This window comes from Bradyrhizobium sp. 482_C4_N1_8 (genome assembly GCF_052075965.1).
GTDB lineage: Bacteria > Pseudomonadota > Alphaproteobacteria > Rhizobiales > Xanthobacteraceae > Bradyrhizobium > Bradyrhizobium barranii.
Genome location: NZ_CP197231.1, coordinates 4,237,771 through 4,255,529 on the forward strand (window position 1 = coordinate 4,237,771; position 17,759 = coordinate 4,255,529).

At 63.9% G+C, this 17,759-nt stretch carries 17 protein-coding genes; 13 read left to right on the plus strand and 4 right to left on the minus strand.

Going from position 1 to position 17,759, the window contains the following annotated elements:
- The 3 genes from AB7Z56_RS20270 (at position 1) to AB7Z56_RS20280 (ending at position 2,373) form a co-directional block, all read left to right on the plus strand.
- A complete protein-coding gene (locus AB7Z56_RS20270) occupies positions 1 to 387 on the plus strand; it encodes a RidA family protein (RefSeq protein WP_166096980.1) in 387 nt (128 codons plus the stop codon).
- 41 nt (positions 388 to 428) lie between these two features.
- Positions 429 to 1,133: an L-2-amino-thiazoline-4-carboxylic acid hydrolase gene (locus AB7Z56_RS20275; RefSeq protein ID WP_283016684.1), complete on the plus strand. Its 705-nt coding sequence runs from the start codon at positions 429 to 431 to the stop codon at positions 1,131 to 1,133.
- 196 nt (positions 1,134 to 1,329) lie between these two features.
- Positions 1,330 to 2,373 (plus strand): medium chain dehydrogenase/reductase family protein, encoded by a 1,044-nt coding sequence (locus tag AB7Z56_RS20280; RefSeq protein ID WP_166096979.1) that lies wholly within the window; start codon positions 1,330 to 1,332, stop codon positions 2,371 to 2,373.
- 250 nt (positions 2,374 to 2,623) lie between these two features.
- Here the strand turns inward: AB7Z56_RS20280 and AB7Z56_RS20285 are convergent, their stop codons facing one another.
- The 4 genes from AB7Z56_RS20285 to AB7Z56_RS20300 all read right to left on the minus strand — a co-directional run bounded on the left by AB7Z56_RS20285 (position 2,624) and on the right by AB7Z56_RS20300 (position 6,740).
- A complete protein-coding gene (locus AB7Z56_RS20285) occupies positions 2,624 to 3,652 on the minus strand; it encodes an ABC transporter permease (RefSeq protein WP_441256405.1) in 1,029 nt (342 codons plus the stop codon).
- A 12-nt stretch (positions 3,653 to 3,664) separates the two neighbouring features.
- Positions 3,665 to 5,167, minus strand: a complete 1,503-nt coding sequence (locus tag AB7Z56_RS20290) for a sugar ABC transporter ATP-binding protein (RefSeq protein WP_283016683.1) — start codon at positions 5,165 to 5,167, stop codon at positions 3,665 to 3,667.
- Between the two features lie 6 nt (positions 5,168 to 5,173).
- Positions 5,174 to 6,196, minus strand: a complete 1,023-nt coding sequence (locus AB7Z56_RS20295; protein WP_283016682.1) for a sugar ABC transporter substrate-binding protein — start codon at positions 6,194 to 6,196, stop codon at positions 5,174 to 5,176.
- Positions 6,197 to 6,335: 139 nt separating this feature from the next.
- Positions 6,336 to 6,740, minus strand: a complete 405-nt coding sequence (locus AB7Z56_RS20300; protein ID WP_283016681.1) for a globin — start codon at positions 6,738 to 6,740, stop codon at positions 6,336 to 6,338.
- Between the two features lie 498 nt (positions 6,741 to 7,238).
- Here AB7Z56_RS20300 and AB7Z56_RS20305 point away from each other — a divergent pair, with 498 nt between their 5' ends.
- The 10 genes from AB7Z56_RS20305 to AB7Z56_RS20350 all read left to right on the plus strand — a co-directional run bounded on the left by AB7Z56_RS20305 (position 7,239) and on the right by AB7Z56_RS20350 (position 17,754).
- On the plus strand, positions 7,239 to 7,613 hold the full coding sequence (locus AB7Z56_RS20305) for a DUF2946 domain-containing protein (protein ID WP_028155966.1): 375 nt from the start codon (positions 7,239 to 7,241) through the stop codon (positions 7,611 to 7,613).
- 84 nt (positions 7,614 to 7,697) lie between these two features.
- On the plus strand, positions 7,698 to 10,103 hold the full coding sequence (locus AB7Z56_RS20310; RefSeq protein WP_283016680.1) for a TonB-dependent receptor family protein: 2,406 nt from the start codon (positions 7,698 to 7,700) through the stop codon (positions 10,101 to 10,103).
- A 26-nt stretch (positions 10,104 to 10,129) separates the two neighbouring features.
- Entirely contained in the window at positions 10,130 to 11,341 is a 1,212-nt protein-coding gene (locus AB7Z56_RS20315; RefSeq protein ID WP_354123704.1) for a sialidase family protein, read from the plus strand.
- Positions 11,338 to 11,835, plus strand: coding sequence for a TlpA family protein disulfide reductase (locus tag AB7Z56_RS20320; RefSeq protein WP_071913412.1), 498 nt, complete (start codon positions 11,338 to 11,340; stop codon positions 11,833 to 11,835). The genes AB7Z56_RS20315 and AB7Z56_RS20320 overlap by 4 nt, the downstream gene beginning before the upstream one ends.
- A 28-nt stretch (positions 11,836 to 11,863) precedes the next feature.
- Positions 11,864 to 12,385: a copper chaperone PCu(A)C gene (locus AB7Z56_RS20325; protein ID WP_063983006.1), complete on the plus strand. Its 522-nt coding sequence runs from the start codon at positions 11,864 to 11,866 to the stop codon at positions 12,383 to 12,385.
- Positions 12,385 to 12,819, plus strand: coding sequence for a hypothetical protein (locus AB7Z56_RS20330; protein WP_283016678.1), 435 nt, complete (start codon positions 12,385 to 12,387; stop codon positions 12,817 to 12,819). The genes AB7Z56_RS20325 and AB7Z56_RS20330 overlap by 1 nt, the downstream gene beginning before the upstream one ends.
- Positions 12,820 to 12,839: 20 nt before the next feature.
- Positions 12,840 to 13,361, plus strand: a complete 522-nt coding sequence (locus tag AB7Z56_RS20335; RefSeq protein ID WP_283016677.1) for a YcnI family copper-binding membrane protein — start codon at positions 12,840 to 12,842, stop codon at positions 13,359 to 13,361.
- Complete coding sequence (locus tag AB7Z56_RS20340) at positions 13,361 to 14,929, plus strand: copper resistance CopC/CopD family protein (protein WP_283016676.1); 1,569 nt, start codon at positions 13,361 to 13,363, stop codon at positions 14,927 to 14,929. The genes AB7Z56_RS20335 and AB7Z56_RS20340 overlap by 1 nt, the downstream gene beginning before the upstream one ends.
- 151 nt (positions 14,930 to 15,080) lie before the next feature.
- Positions 15,081 to 16,400, plus strand: a complete 1,320-nt coding sequence (proS, locus tag AB7Z56_RS20345; RefSeq protein ID WP_283016675.1) for a proline--tRNA ligase — start codon at positions 15,081 to 15,083, stop codon at positions 16,398 to 16,400.
- Between the two features lie 73 nt (positions 16,401 to 16,473).
- Complete coding sequence (locus AB7Z56_RS20350) at positions 16,474 to 17,754, plus strand: lipoprotein-releasing ABC transporter permease subunit (RefSeq protein WP_014494909.1); 1,281 nt, start codon at positions 16,474 to 16,476, stop codon at positions 17,752 to 17,754.
- Positions 17,755 to 17,759 lie beyond the last annotated feature (5 nt).

The window sequence follows — 17,759 nt, forward strand, 5'->3', positions numbered from 1 at the left end:
ATGGCTCACATCGTCAACCACAATCCCGCAACGGTCCATCCTCCCGCCGGCGGTTACAGCATGGGACTTGAATTGACGCAGCATCGCCGTCTGTTGTTCATCAGTGGTCAGGTGCCCGAGAAAACCGACGGCACCGTGCCCGAAGGTTTCGAGGCGCAATGCGCGCAGGCCTGGCGCAACGTGATCGAGGTGCTCGCCGCCGCGGGGCTTGGCGTCGAGCATCTGGTCAAGGTCACCACGTTCCTGACTGACCGGACTCAAGTCGTGACCAACCGCACCATTCGCAGCAAGGTGCTCGGCGAACATCGGCCCGCGCTGACGGTCGTGGTCGTCGAGACCGTTGACAGCAAATGGCTACTCGAGATCGAGGCGATTGCCGCGGAATGAAGGCAGCTTCGCCAACCCTGCAATGAGCCCTCAGGTGTCCAATGGCTGAGAACATCCATCCCTTCTACCACACGCATCGGAGCGCAATGGAGGTCGCCATGCGCGATCGACTCGACCTTGCCGAAGCGATGCTGCGCGAGCGCACGCATCTCACCGACATCGACGGGATCAGGCGGGAGGTGATGGAGGAATTCGAGATTGTCCTCACCCAAATGCCCTATGTCGGCGGCGCGGCAAGCCGCATGAGCGATTTCTTCATGCGCCTGATGGGGTTCATGGCCATCAGCCGGGTGCTGCGACGACACGGCGTGCCGGTGCCTGTGATTGGCGAGATCGAGCGAGACACCTACAAGGCGCAATTGCTGACCGTATCAGAAGCGGAGCGTCTCGCCTCGGGGCGACAATTCATGTCGCCGGAGAACCAGGCCTTGCTGCGCGAGCAGGCGGCAAGGAGCGTTACAAAAGCTCATCAGGAAGAGTTTCCGGAAGACTTCGTCTACGATTTCGTCGAGCCGGGTCCGCAAGACAGCTTCGAATTCGGCATCAACTACAAGGCCTGCGGCTTCTGCAAGCTCGCAGCGCGCCACGGGGACAAGGACATCCTGCCGAATATCTGCGGCCTCGATTTCGTCGCCTACGCAGCGCGCGGCATCCGCCTGGAGCGGACACAAACATTGGCGGGCGGCGCGAGCCACTGCAATTTCCGCTTCTCGCGGCTCCCGCCGGATGAGGCCGCGAACCCATAAATCGGCCGCGCTGACGGCTCGCGAAACTCCGCTATGCCCCGGTAGCGATCAAATTGCGCATCGCATGCTTTGAGCCAGATCAAGGTAGAACTCCAGGCCGGCCATATCCTCAATGCTTGCCGACGTGGCGATGCAAAATAGCTGCAAAAGAGTGCCCGTCCTTGCGCTGGATCACGACATTGCAAGGAGATCGCCGATGATGGAGCCGCGCAATCGAGTTGTTCAAGTCAGCCTCTTCGGTGATCCCGAGAGGCTGGAGGTGGTCGACGCTCCCTTGCCGACCGCCAGCCGGGGCGAGCTGCGGGTCCGTGTACTTGCGTCGAGCCTCAACTACACCGAGGTGTTGATCAGGCGCCATCTATACCCGCAAACGATGGGCCTCCGGCCGCCGTTCGTAATGGGCTACGACGTGGTCGGGGCAATCGATCAGCTCGGTGAAGGCGTGCATGACTTTCAGATTGGCGACCGCGTGGCCGACATGACGGTGGTCGGGTCAAACGCTGACTACCGCACGCTTCGGGCGAACGACGTGGCCCGCGTGCCGGAGGGCGTAGACGCGGCGGAGGCGGCCACACTGATCTTGAGCTGGACGACCGCGTACCAGCTTCTGCACCGCGCGGCCCGGGTCCAGCGAGGCCAGCGCGTGCTCGTGCACGGCGCCGCCGGCGCCGTCGGCCAGGCGCTGCTCATGCTCGGGAGATTGGCCGGCATCGAGCTGTGGGGCACCGCGCGCGGCGAGCACATGGCGCTCGTCCGAGAGCTAGGGGCAACGCCGATCGACTACAAGCATGATGACTTCACGCGGGTCCTGCCGGGCGGGTTCGACGTTATCGTCGACGGCGTTGGCGAAGACGGCTATCGCCGCTCATACGCGGCGCTCAAGCCAGGCGGCCTGCTCTGTGCCATCGGTTTCTCGGCGAGCGTGCAAGCACAGCGTCGCATGCTCCCTATCGTGATGGAGATCGCGCGCCTTTACCTGTGGAGATTGTTGCCCGGCGGCAAGCGGGCCCGGTTTTACTCGGTAAATGCCATGCGGGCGCGACATCCCACCTGGTTCAAGGAGGACTTGGAGCGTCTGTTCGGGCTTTTGGCAACTGGTGCCATCCGGCCGCGCATCGCCGAGCGGATCTCCTTCGACGAGGTCGCCGATGCTCACCGTCGCCTCGAGACTGGTGGCCTCGAGGGCAAGCTCGTGCTGTGCCCGGATCTCTCGTCGCGACACAACCAGCGCGCCGCCTGAAACGGCGCTCCAGACATGTATCCGCGGATAGATTCCTGGATTGCTTCGCTGCGCTCGCAATGACGGAGTTTGGGTCGCGGTCCTGAGCCCATCGGCCTTAAAGGCACGGCGCCATGATGACGTTGTGCTCCTGTTTTGCCCGACGTGTCAAACGTCGTTGCGGCGGGGGCTCAAGCCACCTCGCGCCAAATTCTTCAATGATTTGTACTGTGCATGGGGTTGTTTTCGCGTTTTTTGTTTTGAGGGCTGCCTACTCCGCTGCTTTTTCCCTGAGCCGTTGCGCGTAGACGTTGATGACCAGCGCCGTCAGCAGGATCAGGCCGCGGATCAGGATCTTCAGGAAGCTGTCGATGTTGACGTGGTCGAGGCCGTTATTCAGGACACCGAGAACGAACAGCCCGACGATGGTGTTGCCGATGCCGCCGCGGCCGCCGAACAGGCTGGTGCCGCCGACGACGACGGCGGCGATGGAGTCGAGCAAATAGGTGTCGAACTCGTTCTGCTGCGCGCTGCCGAAATGGGCGACGCCGAGCATGCCGCCGATGCCCGAGCAGACCGCCGAGATCACCATGACGGCGCCGAGGATGAGCTTGACGTTGAGGCCGGAATATTCGGCCGCCTCGCGGTTGCCGCCGACCATGTAGACGTAGCGGCCGAAGCGCGTGTAGGTCAGCACCAGATGGCCGCCGAGCAGCATGATGGCCGCGACGATGACGATCCAGGGGATGCCGCCGATCGAGCCCGAGCCGAGCGTGGTGATCAGGCCGGGCACCTTGTAGGCGATCTGGCCGCGCACCAGCAGCGCCGAGACGCCGGCCGCGATCTGCATCATGGCCAGCGTCATGATGAAGGAGGGGATGCCGATCACGGTCAGTCCGAGCGCGTTGACGAGGCCGAGCAGCGCGCAGAGCAGGATCGACAGGATGATCGCGACCGCGCCGGGCAGGGGAATGTTGGCGATGTTGACGTAGGATTCCTGCAGCGTGAAGTAGGCGACCGCGATGCCGGTGACGTTGGCGATGCTGGCGATCGAGAGGTCAATCTCCGCGCAGAGGATCACGAAGGTGAGGCCGACCGCGATGATACCGGTGACCGACACCTGCGTCAGGATGTTGCCGAGGTTGTCCAGCGTCGCGAAGGAGGGGCTGGCAAGGGCGAAGAAGGCGGAGAGGAAGATCAGGGTGAGGAACGGCGCGATGTTGCGCATCTGCGAGCGCAGGAAGGGCGCAACGCCGCGCGGCCGCTGACCCGCCGCCAAAGCCGTCTCACTGCTCGCCATGGTGCTTCTCCGTCACGCCGCTTCCAGCAGGCGGTCCTTGCTGACCGGCTCGTTCTTGAATTCCCGCACCAATGCGCCGCGCTTGAGCACGAGGATGCGGTCGGCCAGCGACAGCACCGTTTCCGGCTCGGTCGACAGCACGATGACCGCGAGCCCCTTGGCGCGGAGATCGCGGACGATGTTGATGACGTCGTTCTTGGCGCCGACATCCATGCCGCGGGTCGGCTCGCACAGCACCAGCAGCTTCGGCGGATAGGTCAGCCATTTTGCCAGCGCGACCTTCTGCTGGTTGCCGCCGGAGAGCATGCCGAGGTCGAGACCGACCACCGGCGGCCTGATCTGCAACTGCTCGACCTGGCGCTTGGCGATGTCGCGCTCCCGCGCCGGCTTGAGCAGCAGCGACGAGATGCGGTCCAGGATGCTGATCGAGATGTTCTTGTAGACCGGCTCCTGGTGGAACAGCATGGCACGCCGGCTCTCCGGCACCAGCGCCACGCCGGCGCGCCGCGCCGCCGCCGTGCTGGCGAAGGTTTTTGGCTTGCCCTCGACCGCGAGCGTGCCGCCGTCCGGCTTCAGCTTGCCGAACAGGATGCGCGACAGCTCCTGCTGGCCGCAGCCCATGAACCCGTAGATGCCGAGCACCTCGCCGGCGCGCGCCTCGAAGGAGATGTCCTTCAGGCTGCGGGCCAGCGACAATTGGTCGACCTTCAGAACCACGGAGCTGTCGCTCGGCCGTGGCAGCATGAGGTCATCGGTGTAGCTGTGCTCAAGCGCTTCGCCGCCGCGGCCGATCATGGCCTCGATCAGAGCGCCCTTGCTGGTCGCAGTCGCGGCCGTCTCGGCGACCTTCCGCCCGTTGCGGAACACGGTCACCGTGTCGGACACGAGCAGGATGTCCTCGATGAAATGCGAGATGAAGACGATTGCAGTGCCTTCCTCGCGCAGCCGCCGGAGCGTCGCGAACAGCCGCTCGACCTCGGGCGGGGAGAGGGCGGATGTCGGCTCGTCCAGGATGACGATGCGGGCGCCGGAGAACAGCACGCGGGCGATCTCGATCAGCTGCTGGAGCCCGATCGGGAGGTCGCCGAGCCTGGACATCGGATCGACGTCGATGCCGAAGCGGGCGAGCTGCTCGCCGGCCTCACGCGCCATGCGCCGCCATTGCACGAGGCCGAACCGGTTGGTCGGCTGGTTGCCCAGGAACACGTTCTCGGCGACGGTGAGATCGGGCGCGACGCTGAGCTCCTGATGCACCATGGCGATACCGGCCGCGTGTGCATCGCGGGCGGAGCGGAAATGCGTCTCCTTCCCGTCGATCAGGAAGCGGCCGGAGAATTCGCTGTGCACGCCGGCGATGATCTTCATCAGCGTGCTTTTGCCGGCGCCGTTCTCGCCGACGAGACCGTGGATCTCGCCGGGTGAAAGCGCGAAGTCGACACCACGAAGCGCCTCGACGCCGCCGAAGCTCTTCGTGATGCCTTGCAGTTCCAGGATGGGCGAACGAACCTCAGGCATGGAGGCTCAGATCAGGAAGTGATCTTCCATCCATTGCATGCCGGCGGCGTTGGCCTTGGTCACGACCGGGCCGTCGGTGATGACGTGCTTGGGAATGCCCTGTCCGCTCTTCTCGCCGCCGACCACGGCGGAAACACCCGCGATGATCGCGCCGCCATGGATGCGGCAGGACGGATTGCGCACGGTCGCGAACATGCGGCCCTCGCTCACCGCCTGGATCGCCGGTGGCATCGCGTCGACGCCGCCGATCAGGATGTTGGTGCGATTGCGCGCCTTCATGATGTTGGCGGCGGCGAGCGCCATGTCGTCATTGTGGAAGAACGCCGCGTCGATCTGAGGATATTTGGTCAGGTAGGTTTCCCAGAGGCGCGCGGTTTTCGACACGTCCCAGTCGGCAGGCTGGGTGTCGAGCACCTCGATGTTCGGGAACTGCTTGACGACGGTATTGAAGCCTTTGGCCCGCCCTTGCGCCCCGGTATGGCCGAGCGCGCCTTGCGTCATGATGATCTTGCCTTTGCCGCCCATGGCGTTGCACAGCGCCTGCGTCACCGAGGCGCCCATGAACTCGTTGTCGGGGGCAAGGAAAGAGTGGACGTTGATCTGGTCGAGCGGGGCAATCAGCGTGTCCATGTCGATCACCGGCGTGCCGGCATCGATCATCTTCTGCACGGGCTGGGTGAGGGTGCCGATACCGAAGGCCTGGATCGCGACGAAGTCCCACTTTTGCGAGGCCATGTTGTCGATCGCCGCGCGCTGCTTGACCGCATCGAGCTGGCCATCGAACCAGGTCACCTCGACATTGAACAGCTTGCCCCAGAATTCCGCCGCCTGCTTGCCCTGGGCGCACCAGGTGGCCTGGAGGCCCGCATTGGAGAAGGCCGCCTTCAGCGGCTTCTCGGATCGTCCGACCTCAGCTGCAAGGGCGGGGTTTATGCCCATGCTGCCGAGAAGGGCAGCCCCGGCGCCGGCGGTCGCCGCCGCCTGAAGAAGATCGCGCCTCGTCGTCGAGAAATCTTTCGTCCCGGACATCGCTCGCTCCCATAAAATTTTCGTCGGCGCGTCATTGATTGCGCGACCGATGTCCGAAAGTCTCTCACAAGAGTTCCTGCCACTCAATCTGCAATCGATCGCGAGATCGCCGCAGCTCGTGTTGGTGCAGCGCAAAGCGTCAGGCCGGAATGGTGGCGAAGGCGTCGATCTCGACGAGCAGCTGGTCCCAGGCCCGTGCGATTTCCGGCGACCATTCGTCGCCGAGGAGGTCGCGCAGCGCATCCCTGATGACGGCGAAGAACGCGATGAACAGCTCGCGCGGGGTGCCGTAGCCATCGTGCGAGGTGACCTCGCAGGCGATCAGCCTGAAATGGCCCCGACGCTCACCGGCGAAGTCGAGGATCGCCTCGATCGTCAGCGCAAGCATTGATCCCATCACCAGCTCGCTGCCGTGCGAGCGGAACATGGTCTGCGTTTCGGGATGCTGTTCGAACAGCCGTTGGTAGACGAGTGGCGTGAGATCCGCGCAACGCGAGGCTGCGAGTTCGAAGCTGTTTTCGATTGGATTAGAGGGAGCGCTCATCGGCATCGAAGCCATGCGGGCAAAAGAAGCCTTGCGGGCAAAAAAAGAGCGGGGCCCTAGCCCCGCTCGAAAATTGTGTCGACCCTATTATCCCCGATTCTAAGATTTGCTCTTGATTGACGGGGCGACGCTGCGTTTTGCGCGCCAGGGGCTCCTCCCGAGACTTGGACCACCAGACTTCGACCTCGCGGCCAGCCTGAGCAAGAGGGATGCTAGATCAACTTTTCTCACTTGTCATCATTTTCGGCAACGATTGTTCAAAATTAGAGCAGCTGACGAAATGATCGGGCTGTTTGCCCCGTAAGCATATGACAAATATAAGAAATCTGTGGACGAGGCGGGTTGCCGGACTGCCTCAAATGCCGGACGTCCCATCCCGTGGGGCGGCAGGAGCACAGTTTTCGAGAAATTTGCGCTGCGCCAAGAAGCCGGCGGAACTGACCTCGACTCAGGTCTCGGCGAGGTGTTTAGTTCGTAGGCGAACGAATGGCTCGGCGGATGCGCGCACGGCTGCAAAAATTCCTACCCCTGGTCCTGCTCGCTTTGGCGATGCAGGTGCTGGCGCCGATTGCCGCCTGTCTGGCGGCCGGCCAGGCCGTGGCCGATCCGTTGTCTGCCGGCGTCATCTGCCACAGCGCCAGCGAGCAGGGCGGTCTGAACGACCAGACCGGCGCGCCGACCGCACATGGCGCCGCGTGCGCGCTGTGCTGCCTGGCGCAGGCAGGCGCATCGCTCGATTCGCCGCCGCACGTTGCACTCGCCATTCCCTTCCGCCACGCCGCGCGCGTGGTGTGGCATGCGGCGGATGTATCCGCCGTCGCGATCCATAAGGGCACAAGCGCCCAGGCGCGCGCACCACCTCAATTTTCCTGACGACCCTCGTGATTGCCGCGGTCCGTCCGCTGGCGATCGATGCTGTCGAAGGGCCGGAGAGAAAGCCGGCGTCAGGAATGCCCCATGTTACGTTGTCATGCCCGCCGTGGCGTGAGCGTCGTCGCGGTCCAGGCCGCGCTGCTTGCGTCGTCGAGCGGAGTCTTTGCCCAAAGCACGAACACGGAGCTGCCGGCGGTGACCGTTGAGGCGCCGCAGACTGCCCGTGCCAAACCAGTCACCCGGCCTTCGCAACCGCGATCCGCTTCGGCCGGCCGCGTAGCGAGGCCCGTTTCGCCGAGTGCGAGCGTCGGCGCGTCGACCCCAAACCGGGCCGTGACGGCCAGCGCGGCGCGAGACGGTCTCAATCAGGCGCCAACCGGCCAGACCGAGACGACCATCTATCGCAGCCAGTTCGACAACCGGCCGGCGGTTACCGTGGCCGACGTGCTGCGCGAGAGCCCCGGCATATCGGTGAAGCAGGGCAACGGACCCCGCGATATCGGCATCTCGATCCGCGGCTCCAACGCCCGCAATGGCTTCGGCATCCGCAATCTCGTGATCTTCGACGACGGTTTTCCGGTGACGCAGCCGGACGGCCTGTCGCGCAGTGACCTGATCGATCCGCGCGCCTATGCCGCCATCGACGTGATCCGCGGCCCCTCGTCGGCGCTCTACGGCAATTACGCGACCGGCGGCGCGCTCAATTTCCGCACACGGCCGGGCGGCGCGATCGACGGCGTCGAATATGGCGTCGACGGCGGCAGCTACGGCTATCTCAACAATTATCTCGCGGCCGGCAAAAAGGTCGGGAACTTCGAGGGCTCGCTGTTCGCAAGCGACACGCGAGGCGACGGCTATATCGGCAATAGCTGGTTCAATACGCAGACCGTCAACTTCCTCGGCACGCTCAAGGCGACGCCGGACGATCGTTTCACGGTCAAGATCATCAACAACGATCTCAGCACGCGGCTGCCGATCCGGCAGTCGCTGAACCAGTACTATCAAAACCCTTTCCAGCAGGGCTGTGCGACCGGCGTCTCGGCCGCCGCCGGATGCGGCACGGTCACACTGTTCAACAACGGCTTCAATGCAACCGCTGGAACCGACAAGGAGACGGCCGTGCAGGCCGGGCTTGGCCGCAACGACCGCCGCACCATCGTCGGCGGCCGCTGGGAGCACGATTTCGACAACACCACGACCTGGCGCAACCAGTTCGTGTTCGACGACAGGAACATCAATCAGCCGACCGGCACGACCAGCGCGATCGGAGATTTTCCCTCGTACAATTTCATGAGCGACGTCACCAAGCGGGGCGAGATTCTCGGCCTGGAATCGACCACGTTCTTCGGTGCCTTCTACAACACCCTGACGGCCTCGAGCGACACGCGGAACGTCATGCCGGGGGGCAATGCCACACTCGGCAGTCTGTCGAGCAATCTTTATAGCCAGACGACCAATTACGGCGTTCGCGCGCGGGAAGAGCTCAAGCTGACGACATCCTTGACGGCTGTCGCAGGCATCGGCTGGGAAACTACCGTTCTCAAGGGGATCAACACTGCGTATGCGTACGCTGGCCCCACTGGCATTACCACGACGACGCTGACGACCGCGGACAGGCAATTCCAGAACACTGCGCCTGAACTAGCGTTGCTCTATACGGTGAACAACGAGTGGGTGCTCAGGGGGCGGGTTGCTACGGGGTACGGCACTCCGCAGGTTTCGAACCTGTTTGTCCTGCCGAGTGGGCTGTCGGGCAACAATACCCAGCTCCAGGCTCAGAAAAATCTGGGCTACGACCTCGGTTTCGACTGGACACCGAACAACACGCTCAAAGTCAGCGCGACGGGCTTCTACGAGTTCTTCCGCGACGAACTTGTATCGCAGGCAACACCTGTCAATTCACCTAACCCGAGCTACACGTTCAACGCGCCGCGCTCGGAGCATCGCGGCATCGAGCTTGCGGCCGATTGGAAGTTCTATCCGGGCTGGAGGTTCATGGCGGCGTACACCTACCTCGACGAGGTCTATACCGAGTATGTCGAGAACATCACCAATGGCGCAGTGTTCAGCTTCAACCGGGCCGGCAACAAGATCCCCGGCATTTCGCCCAACGAGCTGACAGCCCGCGTTGGCTACGACGAGTTTGCGGGGCCACTGGCAGGTCTCGGTGGCTTTGTTGAGGTCCAGTGGAAGGACTCCTTCTACATGGACAATGCAAATCTGTTGAAGGCGCCGGGTTATGAGCTGGTCAATCTGAACGTCCACTACAAGACCGATCTGGTGTCCGACACTTTCAGATCCCTGAACCTGTTCCTCGAAGTCAGGAATGTTTTCGACCGCACCTACGTCGCGTCGGCAAACAACATCGCCAATACGGTGACGGCGGCCGGCCTTCAAAATCCTGCGAGCGTGCTCGCAAACACGACGGGATCGATCTACGCGGGCTCGCCGCGCCTGTTCGTTGCGGGTATGAAGGTGGCATTCAGATGATCCGGGCTCTCGAAGGGAATAGGGCCATGGTCCGAAGTGGCTTGCTTGGGATAGTCGCTCTTGCATTCCTGCAAGGGGCGGCGCTCGCGCAGATGCACGGCCAACATGCCTCCGAAGCGGCGTGCGAGGAGCCGACGCTGCGCTGCGCAACCAAGGTGACGCCCGCATTCGGACCGGACGGAACGCTGTGGCTGGCCTGGATGGCGGGCGGGCAGGTGTCGGTTGCGAGTTCGCCGGATGCGGGGCGCAGTTTCTCGGCGCCCACCCAGGTCACGACGAAGCGGCTGAACCTTGATTGGGGACCGGATGCGCGGCCTAAGATCGTGGTCGACCGCAAGGGCGGCATCGCGCTCGCATTTTCGATCTTCAGGGATGAGGCCTTCAACGGACAGGTGCTCTACACGCGATCCAGCGACGGCGGGAAGAGCTTTGCGGAGCTGAGGCCCATCACCGCCAACAATGAGAGCCAGCGCTTTGAGGCGCTGGCGCTCGATCAGGACGGAACGGTCTTTGCGGCATGGCTGGACAAGCGCAATCGCGTTCCCGCGAAGGAGGCGGGACGGAGGTACGAGGGAGCGGGGCTGTTCTTCGCCTCGTCGCGCGATGGCGGCGCCACCTACGCGGAGGCGAAGCTTGCGCGTGACAACACTTGCGAATGCTGCCGGTTGGGGCTGACATTCGCGGCGCCCGGGCGGCCGGCCGTGATCTTCAGAAATATCTTCGAGGGCGGCGTGCGCGATCACGCGGTCATGACCTTCGCCGACGTCTCGACGCCGGGGGAAATCCATCGGGTCAGCAATGACGACTGGCAGATCAACGCCTGCCCGCATCACGGACCGAGCCTCACCGTTGCGCCGAACGGGACCTATCACGTCGCCTGGTACACGAACGGCAAGGCGCGCAAGGGACTGTTCTACGCCCACTCGCGCGACGAAGGCCGCACCTTCTCTGCACCCATGGCGCTGGGGCAGCCGGGCCGCAATCCGACGCGTCCTTACGTGCTCGCAAGTGCTGTGGGAACGGTGATGGTCTGGAAGGAGTTCGACGGCGAGAAGACCTCGGTCCAGATGATGATTTCCCGCGACGATGGCGAAAGCTGGTCGCCGCCGAAGACGATATCGAGCACGACCGACACATCCGATCATCCCTTGCTCGTTTCCAATGGCCAACAGGTCTATTTGTCATGGATGACGAAAGCGGATGGCTATCGGCTCACAGCAATCGAGGACCAGCCATGAGACGTCGATTTGCAGGCATTCTGGGTCTGGGTCTCCTGATCGCGTCAACGGCTACGCTGGGAGCAGCGCCGGCCCTGAAACCGTTCGAGCGCGGCACCTGGCAAGGCGTCCTTAGGGGTCATGCGGGCCGCCCGACGCTCGTGCATTTCTGGGGCGTGACCTGCGGGCCCTGCAAGGTCGAGCTGCCGCTGCTCGGGCAGTTTGCGAAGGACCATCCCGGGATCGACGTGGTCACGATCAGCGCCGATCTCGTGCCGAACTTGCCGGCGGCAACGCAGTCGATGCTTGACAAGGCGGGGCTGTCGTCGACCGAGAACTTCATCTTCAACGACGGTTTTGTCGAGCGTTTGAGGTTCGAGATCGACCCCGCCTGGCAGGGCGACATTCCCCGGACCATGCTCATCTCCCGCGACGGGACAATCACGACGATCGAAGGCTCGGCCGAGATGGCCGATCTCGAAAAATGGTCGGGCCAACAGCTCGCCACACACTGAAATTCAATCTGCAAACGGGAATACCGATATGAAGACCATGTTGAAAGATGTGCTGCTCGCAGCGTTCGCTCTCGCACTCTGCGCAGCACCAGCGGCGGCCGAGGACGTCAAGGCCGGCGATCTCGTCATCTCGCAGGCCTGGAGCCGGGCGACGCCGGGCGGCGCCAAGGTCGCCGGCGGCTATCTCACCATCGAGAACAAGGGGACAACGGCGGACAGGCTGGTCAGCGTTTCCGCCGACATCGCGGGGAAGACCGAGGTCCATGAGATGGCGATGGACAACGGTGTGATGAAGATGCGTCCGCTCGACAAGGGGCTCGTGATCGATGCCGGCAAGACGGTGAAGCTCGCGCCCGGCGGCAATCATCTGATGCTCCAGGAGCTGAAGGGTCCGTTCAAGCAGGGTGACAAGGTACCGGTGACGCTGGAATTCGAGAAGGCCGGCAAGGTCGCCGTCTCCCTCGACGTCCAGGGCGTCGGTGCGCAGGCGCCCGGTGACGGCGGGCACATGATGAAGAAAATGCCGGATCATTCGGGAATGAAGATGTGATGAAACAGATCAAGTCTCCGATGACCTCGCGTCGATCCCTCACAGGCCTTGCGCTCGCGATGGCTGCGTTGCTGTCGGTTGCCGCCACACCGCTTGCGGCGGCGACGGACGACGACAGCTTTTTCACGCACCTGCACACCGAGAAGGCCATGGCCAATGTCACGGTCTCGCCGGGCCGCGCCGGCCCGGTCGAGATCGCCATCCAGCTCGAAACCACGGACGAGACGCCACTCACGGCCAAAGCCGTGTCGGTGACGCTCGTGGACACGCAGTCCGGCCGGAAGCTCGCGCCGGTCGAGGCTTCGCGCGACGGCGAGGACGGCTGGCACGTGAAGGTCGCGCAATTGACGCCCGGACGCTGGATGCTGGGTCTCGGAATTTCGATCTCCGAGGCCGATCATGTCAACGTGGAATCGCCGATCCTGATCAAATGACGAAGTCGAAGGGGCCAAACATGTCGAAGAAATCCTGCCTGTTCCTGATCGCCGCCGCGCTGGCCGTGCCGCCTGCATCGGCGCATATCACGCTCGAGACCAAGCAGGCGACGGTTGGTTCCTACTACAAGGCCGTCTTCGCCGTGCCTCACGGCTGCGCGGGTTCGCCCACGGTGAAGATCAGGGTGCAGATTCCGGAAGGCGTGATTGCGGTGAAGCCGATGCCGAAGGCGGGCTGGAGCGTCGATGTCGTCGAAGGCAAGTACGCCAATGAATACGACTATCACGGCAACAAGCTTGCCTCCGGCGTCAGGGAGGTCGCCTGGTCCGGCGGCAAGCTGCCGGACCACAATTACGACGAGTTCGTCATCAGCAGCTTCCTGACAGACAGCCTGAAGCCGAACACGACGCTGTATTTCCCTGTCGTCCAGGAGTGCGAGACCGGCGTCAGCCGCTGGATCGAGATCCCGGCGGACGGGGCAGGGCATTCGCATGAGGGCAAGTCGCCGGCACCGGGCGTGAAGCTCCTGCCAAAGCCCTGATGCGCTTTCTCGCCGCGCTCGCGACGCTCCTCTGCGTTGTCGGCTTCACGACCGGCGCGTCTGCGCATGCGGCGCTGGTCGCAGTCGAACCGACGAGCGGCAGCATGCTTGCGAGCGCGCCGAAGGCGGTGGAGCTGCGCTTCAACGAGGCGGTGACGCCTGGTGCAATCCGCTTGATCGACGGCGCGGGCAGGGCGCGGGACGATGCGCGCGTCAGCGCGTCGGGCGAAACGATCTCGGTCGTGATGCCGCCAGACCTGCCGCAGGGCACTGCGGTCGTCAGCTACCGCGTGATCTCGCAGGACGGCCATCCCGTCGCGGGATCGGTGATCTTCTCGATCGGCATGCCGACGGGGACGCAACCTCCCGCCAATGCCGATCGCGGGTTGAACGTGCTGATCTGGCTTGCGCGGGTCGGTCTTTATCTCGGGCTGTTCGTCGGTGTCGGAGGCGTGTTCTTTGCGCGCTGGGTTGCGTGGTCGACGACGGGCATGACCGTTCCACGCGTAGCGCTCGCCATCGGCATTCCGAGCGCCGCTGTCTCTCTCGGGGTGTTAGGCTTGGATCTTCTCGGGCTGCCGCCAGCGGCTCTCGCGACGGCCGCCCCCTGGAAAGTCGCGTTCGCGACCAGTGCCGGCCCCGCGCTGCTGGTTGCGATTGCTGCGATGCTGTTCGCGTTGATGGCGCTGCGCAGCGCATGGTACGCGCGCGCTCTTGCGATCATCGCGCTGGTCGGCGTCGGCCTGTCGCTTGCCATGACCGGGCACGCCGCAACGGCCCCGCCGGAGGCTTTGACCCGGCCGGCGATCTTTCTCCACGGCCTCGGCGTCACCATCTGGATCGGTGCTCTCGCGCCGCTGGTCGCGCTGGTGTCGAAGCCGACGACTGCGACGCTCCCCGTCGTGAACCGCTTTTCCCGCATCGCTGCGCTGGCGGTCGGCGTGCTGGCCTTGACCGGCCTCGCACTCGCGATCGTTCAACTCGAAAAGCCGGTCGCGCTGGTCGAGACCCGCTACGGACTCATCCTCTCGATCAAGCTTGCATTGGTCACGGGGTTGCTGGCCCTTGCCGCGCTCAATCGGTTCAGGCTGACACCGGCCCTGGCCCTGGCCCGGGACGAGACAGGGACGCCCGCGCTCAAGCGCTCGATCCTGCTGGAAGGCGCGATCGCACTCGCCATCCTTGCCGTCGTCGCCGGCTGGCGCTTCACCCCGCCGCCGCGGACGATCATTCCCGAGACGCCTTTGGCGATCCACATCCACAGCGACAAGGCGATGTTCCAGGTTCTGGTGTCTCCTGGGAAACCCGGCGTCGACGATTTCGTGCTCCAGCTCATGACCGGCGAGGCCACGCCGCTGATCGCGAAGGAGGTGACGCTGACCCTGAGCCTGCCGGAGCGCGGCATCGAGCCGATGGAGCGGGGCGCCTCGCTCGAGCCGGACGGCTACTGGCACGTGCGCAAGGTCGAGCTTCCCTTCGCGGGCCGCTGGCATGTGCGGATCGACGCGCTGGTGACCGATTTCGAGAAGGTCACGCTGGAGGACGAGCTCGATCTGGGGCTACCTTAAAGCGCGCCGGTGCAGTTCATGCTGAACCTGAAGGCAACGGAAAAATGACAGGAATTTCGTCGCCTTAGCGGCTTTTCCTCATTCCCGGTCTTGTGTTTTCGTTCCCAATCCGCTTTCACTGCAGGCGATCACTGATTCCCAGAGTATTGCCATGCGGCTGTCGCGATTCTTTCTGCCCATCCTGAAGGAAAATCCGAAAGAGGCGGAGATCGTCTCGCATCGGCTGATGCTGCGCGCCGGCATGATCCGGCAGGAGGCGGCCGGTATCTATGCCTGGCTGCCGCTTGGCTTCCGCGTGCTGAAGAAGATCGAGCAGATCGTGCGCGAGGAGCAGGACCGCTCCGGCGCGCTGGAACTGTTGATGCCGACGCTCCAGCTGGCCGACCTCTGGCGCGAGAGCGGCCGTTACGACGCCTACGGCCCGGAAATGCTGCGCATCGCCGACCGCCACAAGCGTGAGCTGCTGTACGGGCCGACCAACGAGGAAATGATCACCGAGATCTTCCGCGCCTACGTCAAGTCCTACAAGAACCTGCCGCTCAACCTTTATCATATCCAATGGAAATTCCGCGACGAGCAGCGTCCGCGTTTCGGCGTGATGCGTGGCCGCGAGTTCCTGATGAAGGACGCCTATTCCTTCGACCTCAACGAGGCGGCTGCGCGGATCTCCTACAACAAGATGTTCGTCGCCTATTTGCGCACCTTCGCGCGGATGGGGCTGAAGGCGATCCCGATGCGCGCCGAGACCGGCCCGATCGGCGGCGATCTCAGCCACGAGTTCATCGTACTTGCGGAGACCGGTGAATCCGGCGTTTTCATCAATCGCGACGTGCTGGACCTGCCGGTGCCGGGCGAGGACGTCGACTATGACAGCGACCTGACACCAATCATCAAGCAATGGACCTCGGTCTATGCGGCGACGGAAGACGTGCACGACGCCGCGCGCTTCGAGCAGGAAGTGCCTGCGGACAAGCGGGTGAACACCCGCGGCATCGAGGTCGGGCAGATCTTCTATTTCGGCACGAAGTATTCCGATGCGATGAAGGCACTGGTTGCGGGCCCCGACGGTGTCGATGTGCCGATCCATGGCGGCTCCTACGGCGTCGGCGTCTCGCGCCTGCTGGGCGCCATCATCGAGGCCTGCCATGACGATGCCGGCATCAAATGGCCGGAGGCGGTGGCCCCGTTCCGCGTGTCGATTCTCAACCTCAAGCAGGGCGATGCCGCGGTCGATGCGGCCTGCGAGAAGCTCTACGCCGAGCTCACCGCCAAGGGCGTCGACGTGCTCTACGACGACACCGACCAGCGCGCCGGCGCCAAATTCGCCGCCGCCGACCTGATCGGCATCCCCTGGCAGATCATGATCGGGCCGAAGGGCCTCGCCGAAGGCAAGGTCGAGATCAAGAAGCGCAGTGACGGCTCCCGCGAGACGATGTCGCCTGCGGACGCGGTCGCCCGGCTGGTCGGCTGAATATTGTTCATCGCGCGATATCGCGGCCGCCAATCCGGCCACAATTGACCCCGAATCATGGGATTATCGAGCGATGGATGAGACCATGACCGAGACCAAGCAAACCGCGCCTTTTGCGCCATTCGAGTGGATGCTGTCGGCGCGCTATCTGCGGGCGCGCCGCAAGGAGGGATTCATCTCGGTCATCGCCGGGTTCTCCTTCCTCGGCATCATGCTCGGCGTGGCGACGCTGATCATCGTCATGGCGGTCATGAACGGCTTCCGCAAAGAGCTGCTCGACAAGATTTTGGGCCTCAACGGCCACATCCTGGTGCAGCCGCTGGAATCGCCGCTGACCGACTGGAAGGACGTCGCCGACCGCCTCAGCCAGGTCCAGGGCATCCGGCTGGCAGCGCCCGTGGTCGACGGCCAGGCGCTGGCGTCCTCGCCGTGGAACGCCTCGGGCGTCCTGGTGCGCGGCATCCGCTCCGACGACCTCAACAACCTCACCTCGATCGCCAAGAACATCAAGCAGGGCTCGCTCGAGGGCTTTGACGACGGGCAGGGGGTCGCGATCGGCCGGCGCCTGGCCGACCAGCTCTCGTTGCATGCCGGCGACAGCGTGACGCTGGTGGCGCCGAAGGGCGCGGTCACCCCGATGGGCACGACGCCGCGCATAAAACCCTACAAGATCGTGGCGGTGTTCGAGATCGGCATGTCCGAATACGATCTCGGCTTCGTGTTCATGCCTCTGGCTGAAGCTCAGGCCTATTTCAACCGCAGCAACGACGTCACCTCGATCGAGGTGTTCACCACCAACCCCGACAAGATCGACGCCTTCCGCAAGGCGGTGACGGAGGCCGCGGGCCGGCCGGTGTTCCTGGTCGACTGGCGGCAGCGCAACTCGACCTTCTTCAACGCGCTCCAGGTCGAGCGCAACGTGATGTTCCTGATCCTGACCATGATCGTGCTGGTCGCCGCGCTCAACATCGTCTCCGGCCTGATCATGCTGGTGAAGGACAAGGGCAGCGACATCGCGATCCTGCGCACGATGGGCGCCTCGCAAGGCTCGATCATGCGCGTCTTCCTGATCACGGGCGCCTCGATCGGCGTGGTCGGGACGCTGGTCGGCTTCTTTGTCGGCCTCGTGATCTGCCTCAACATCGAGTCCATCAGGCAATTCCTGTCCTGGCTGACCAGCACCGAGCTGTTCTCGCCGGAGCTCTACTTCCTGTCGAAGCTGCCCGCCGAGATCGACGTCGGCGAGACCACGGCGGTCGTCATCATGGCGCTGACGCTGTCGTTCCTTGCGACGCTGTACCCGTCGTGGCGCGCCGCGCGCCTCGATCCCGTCGAAGCGCTGCGGTACGAGTGAGGGGC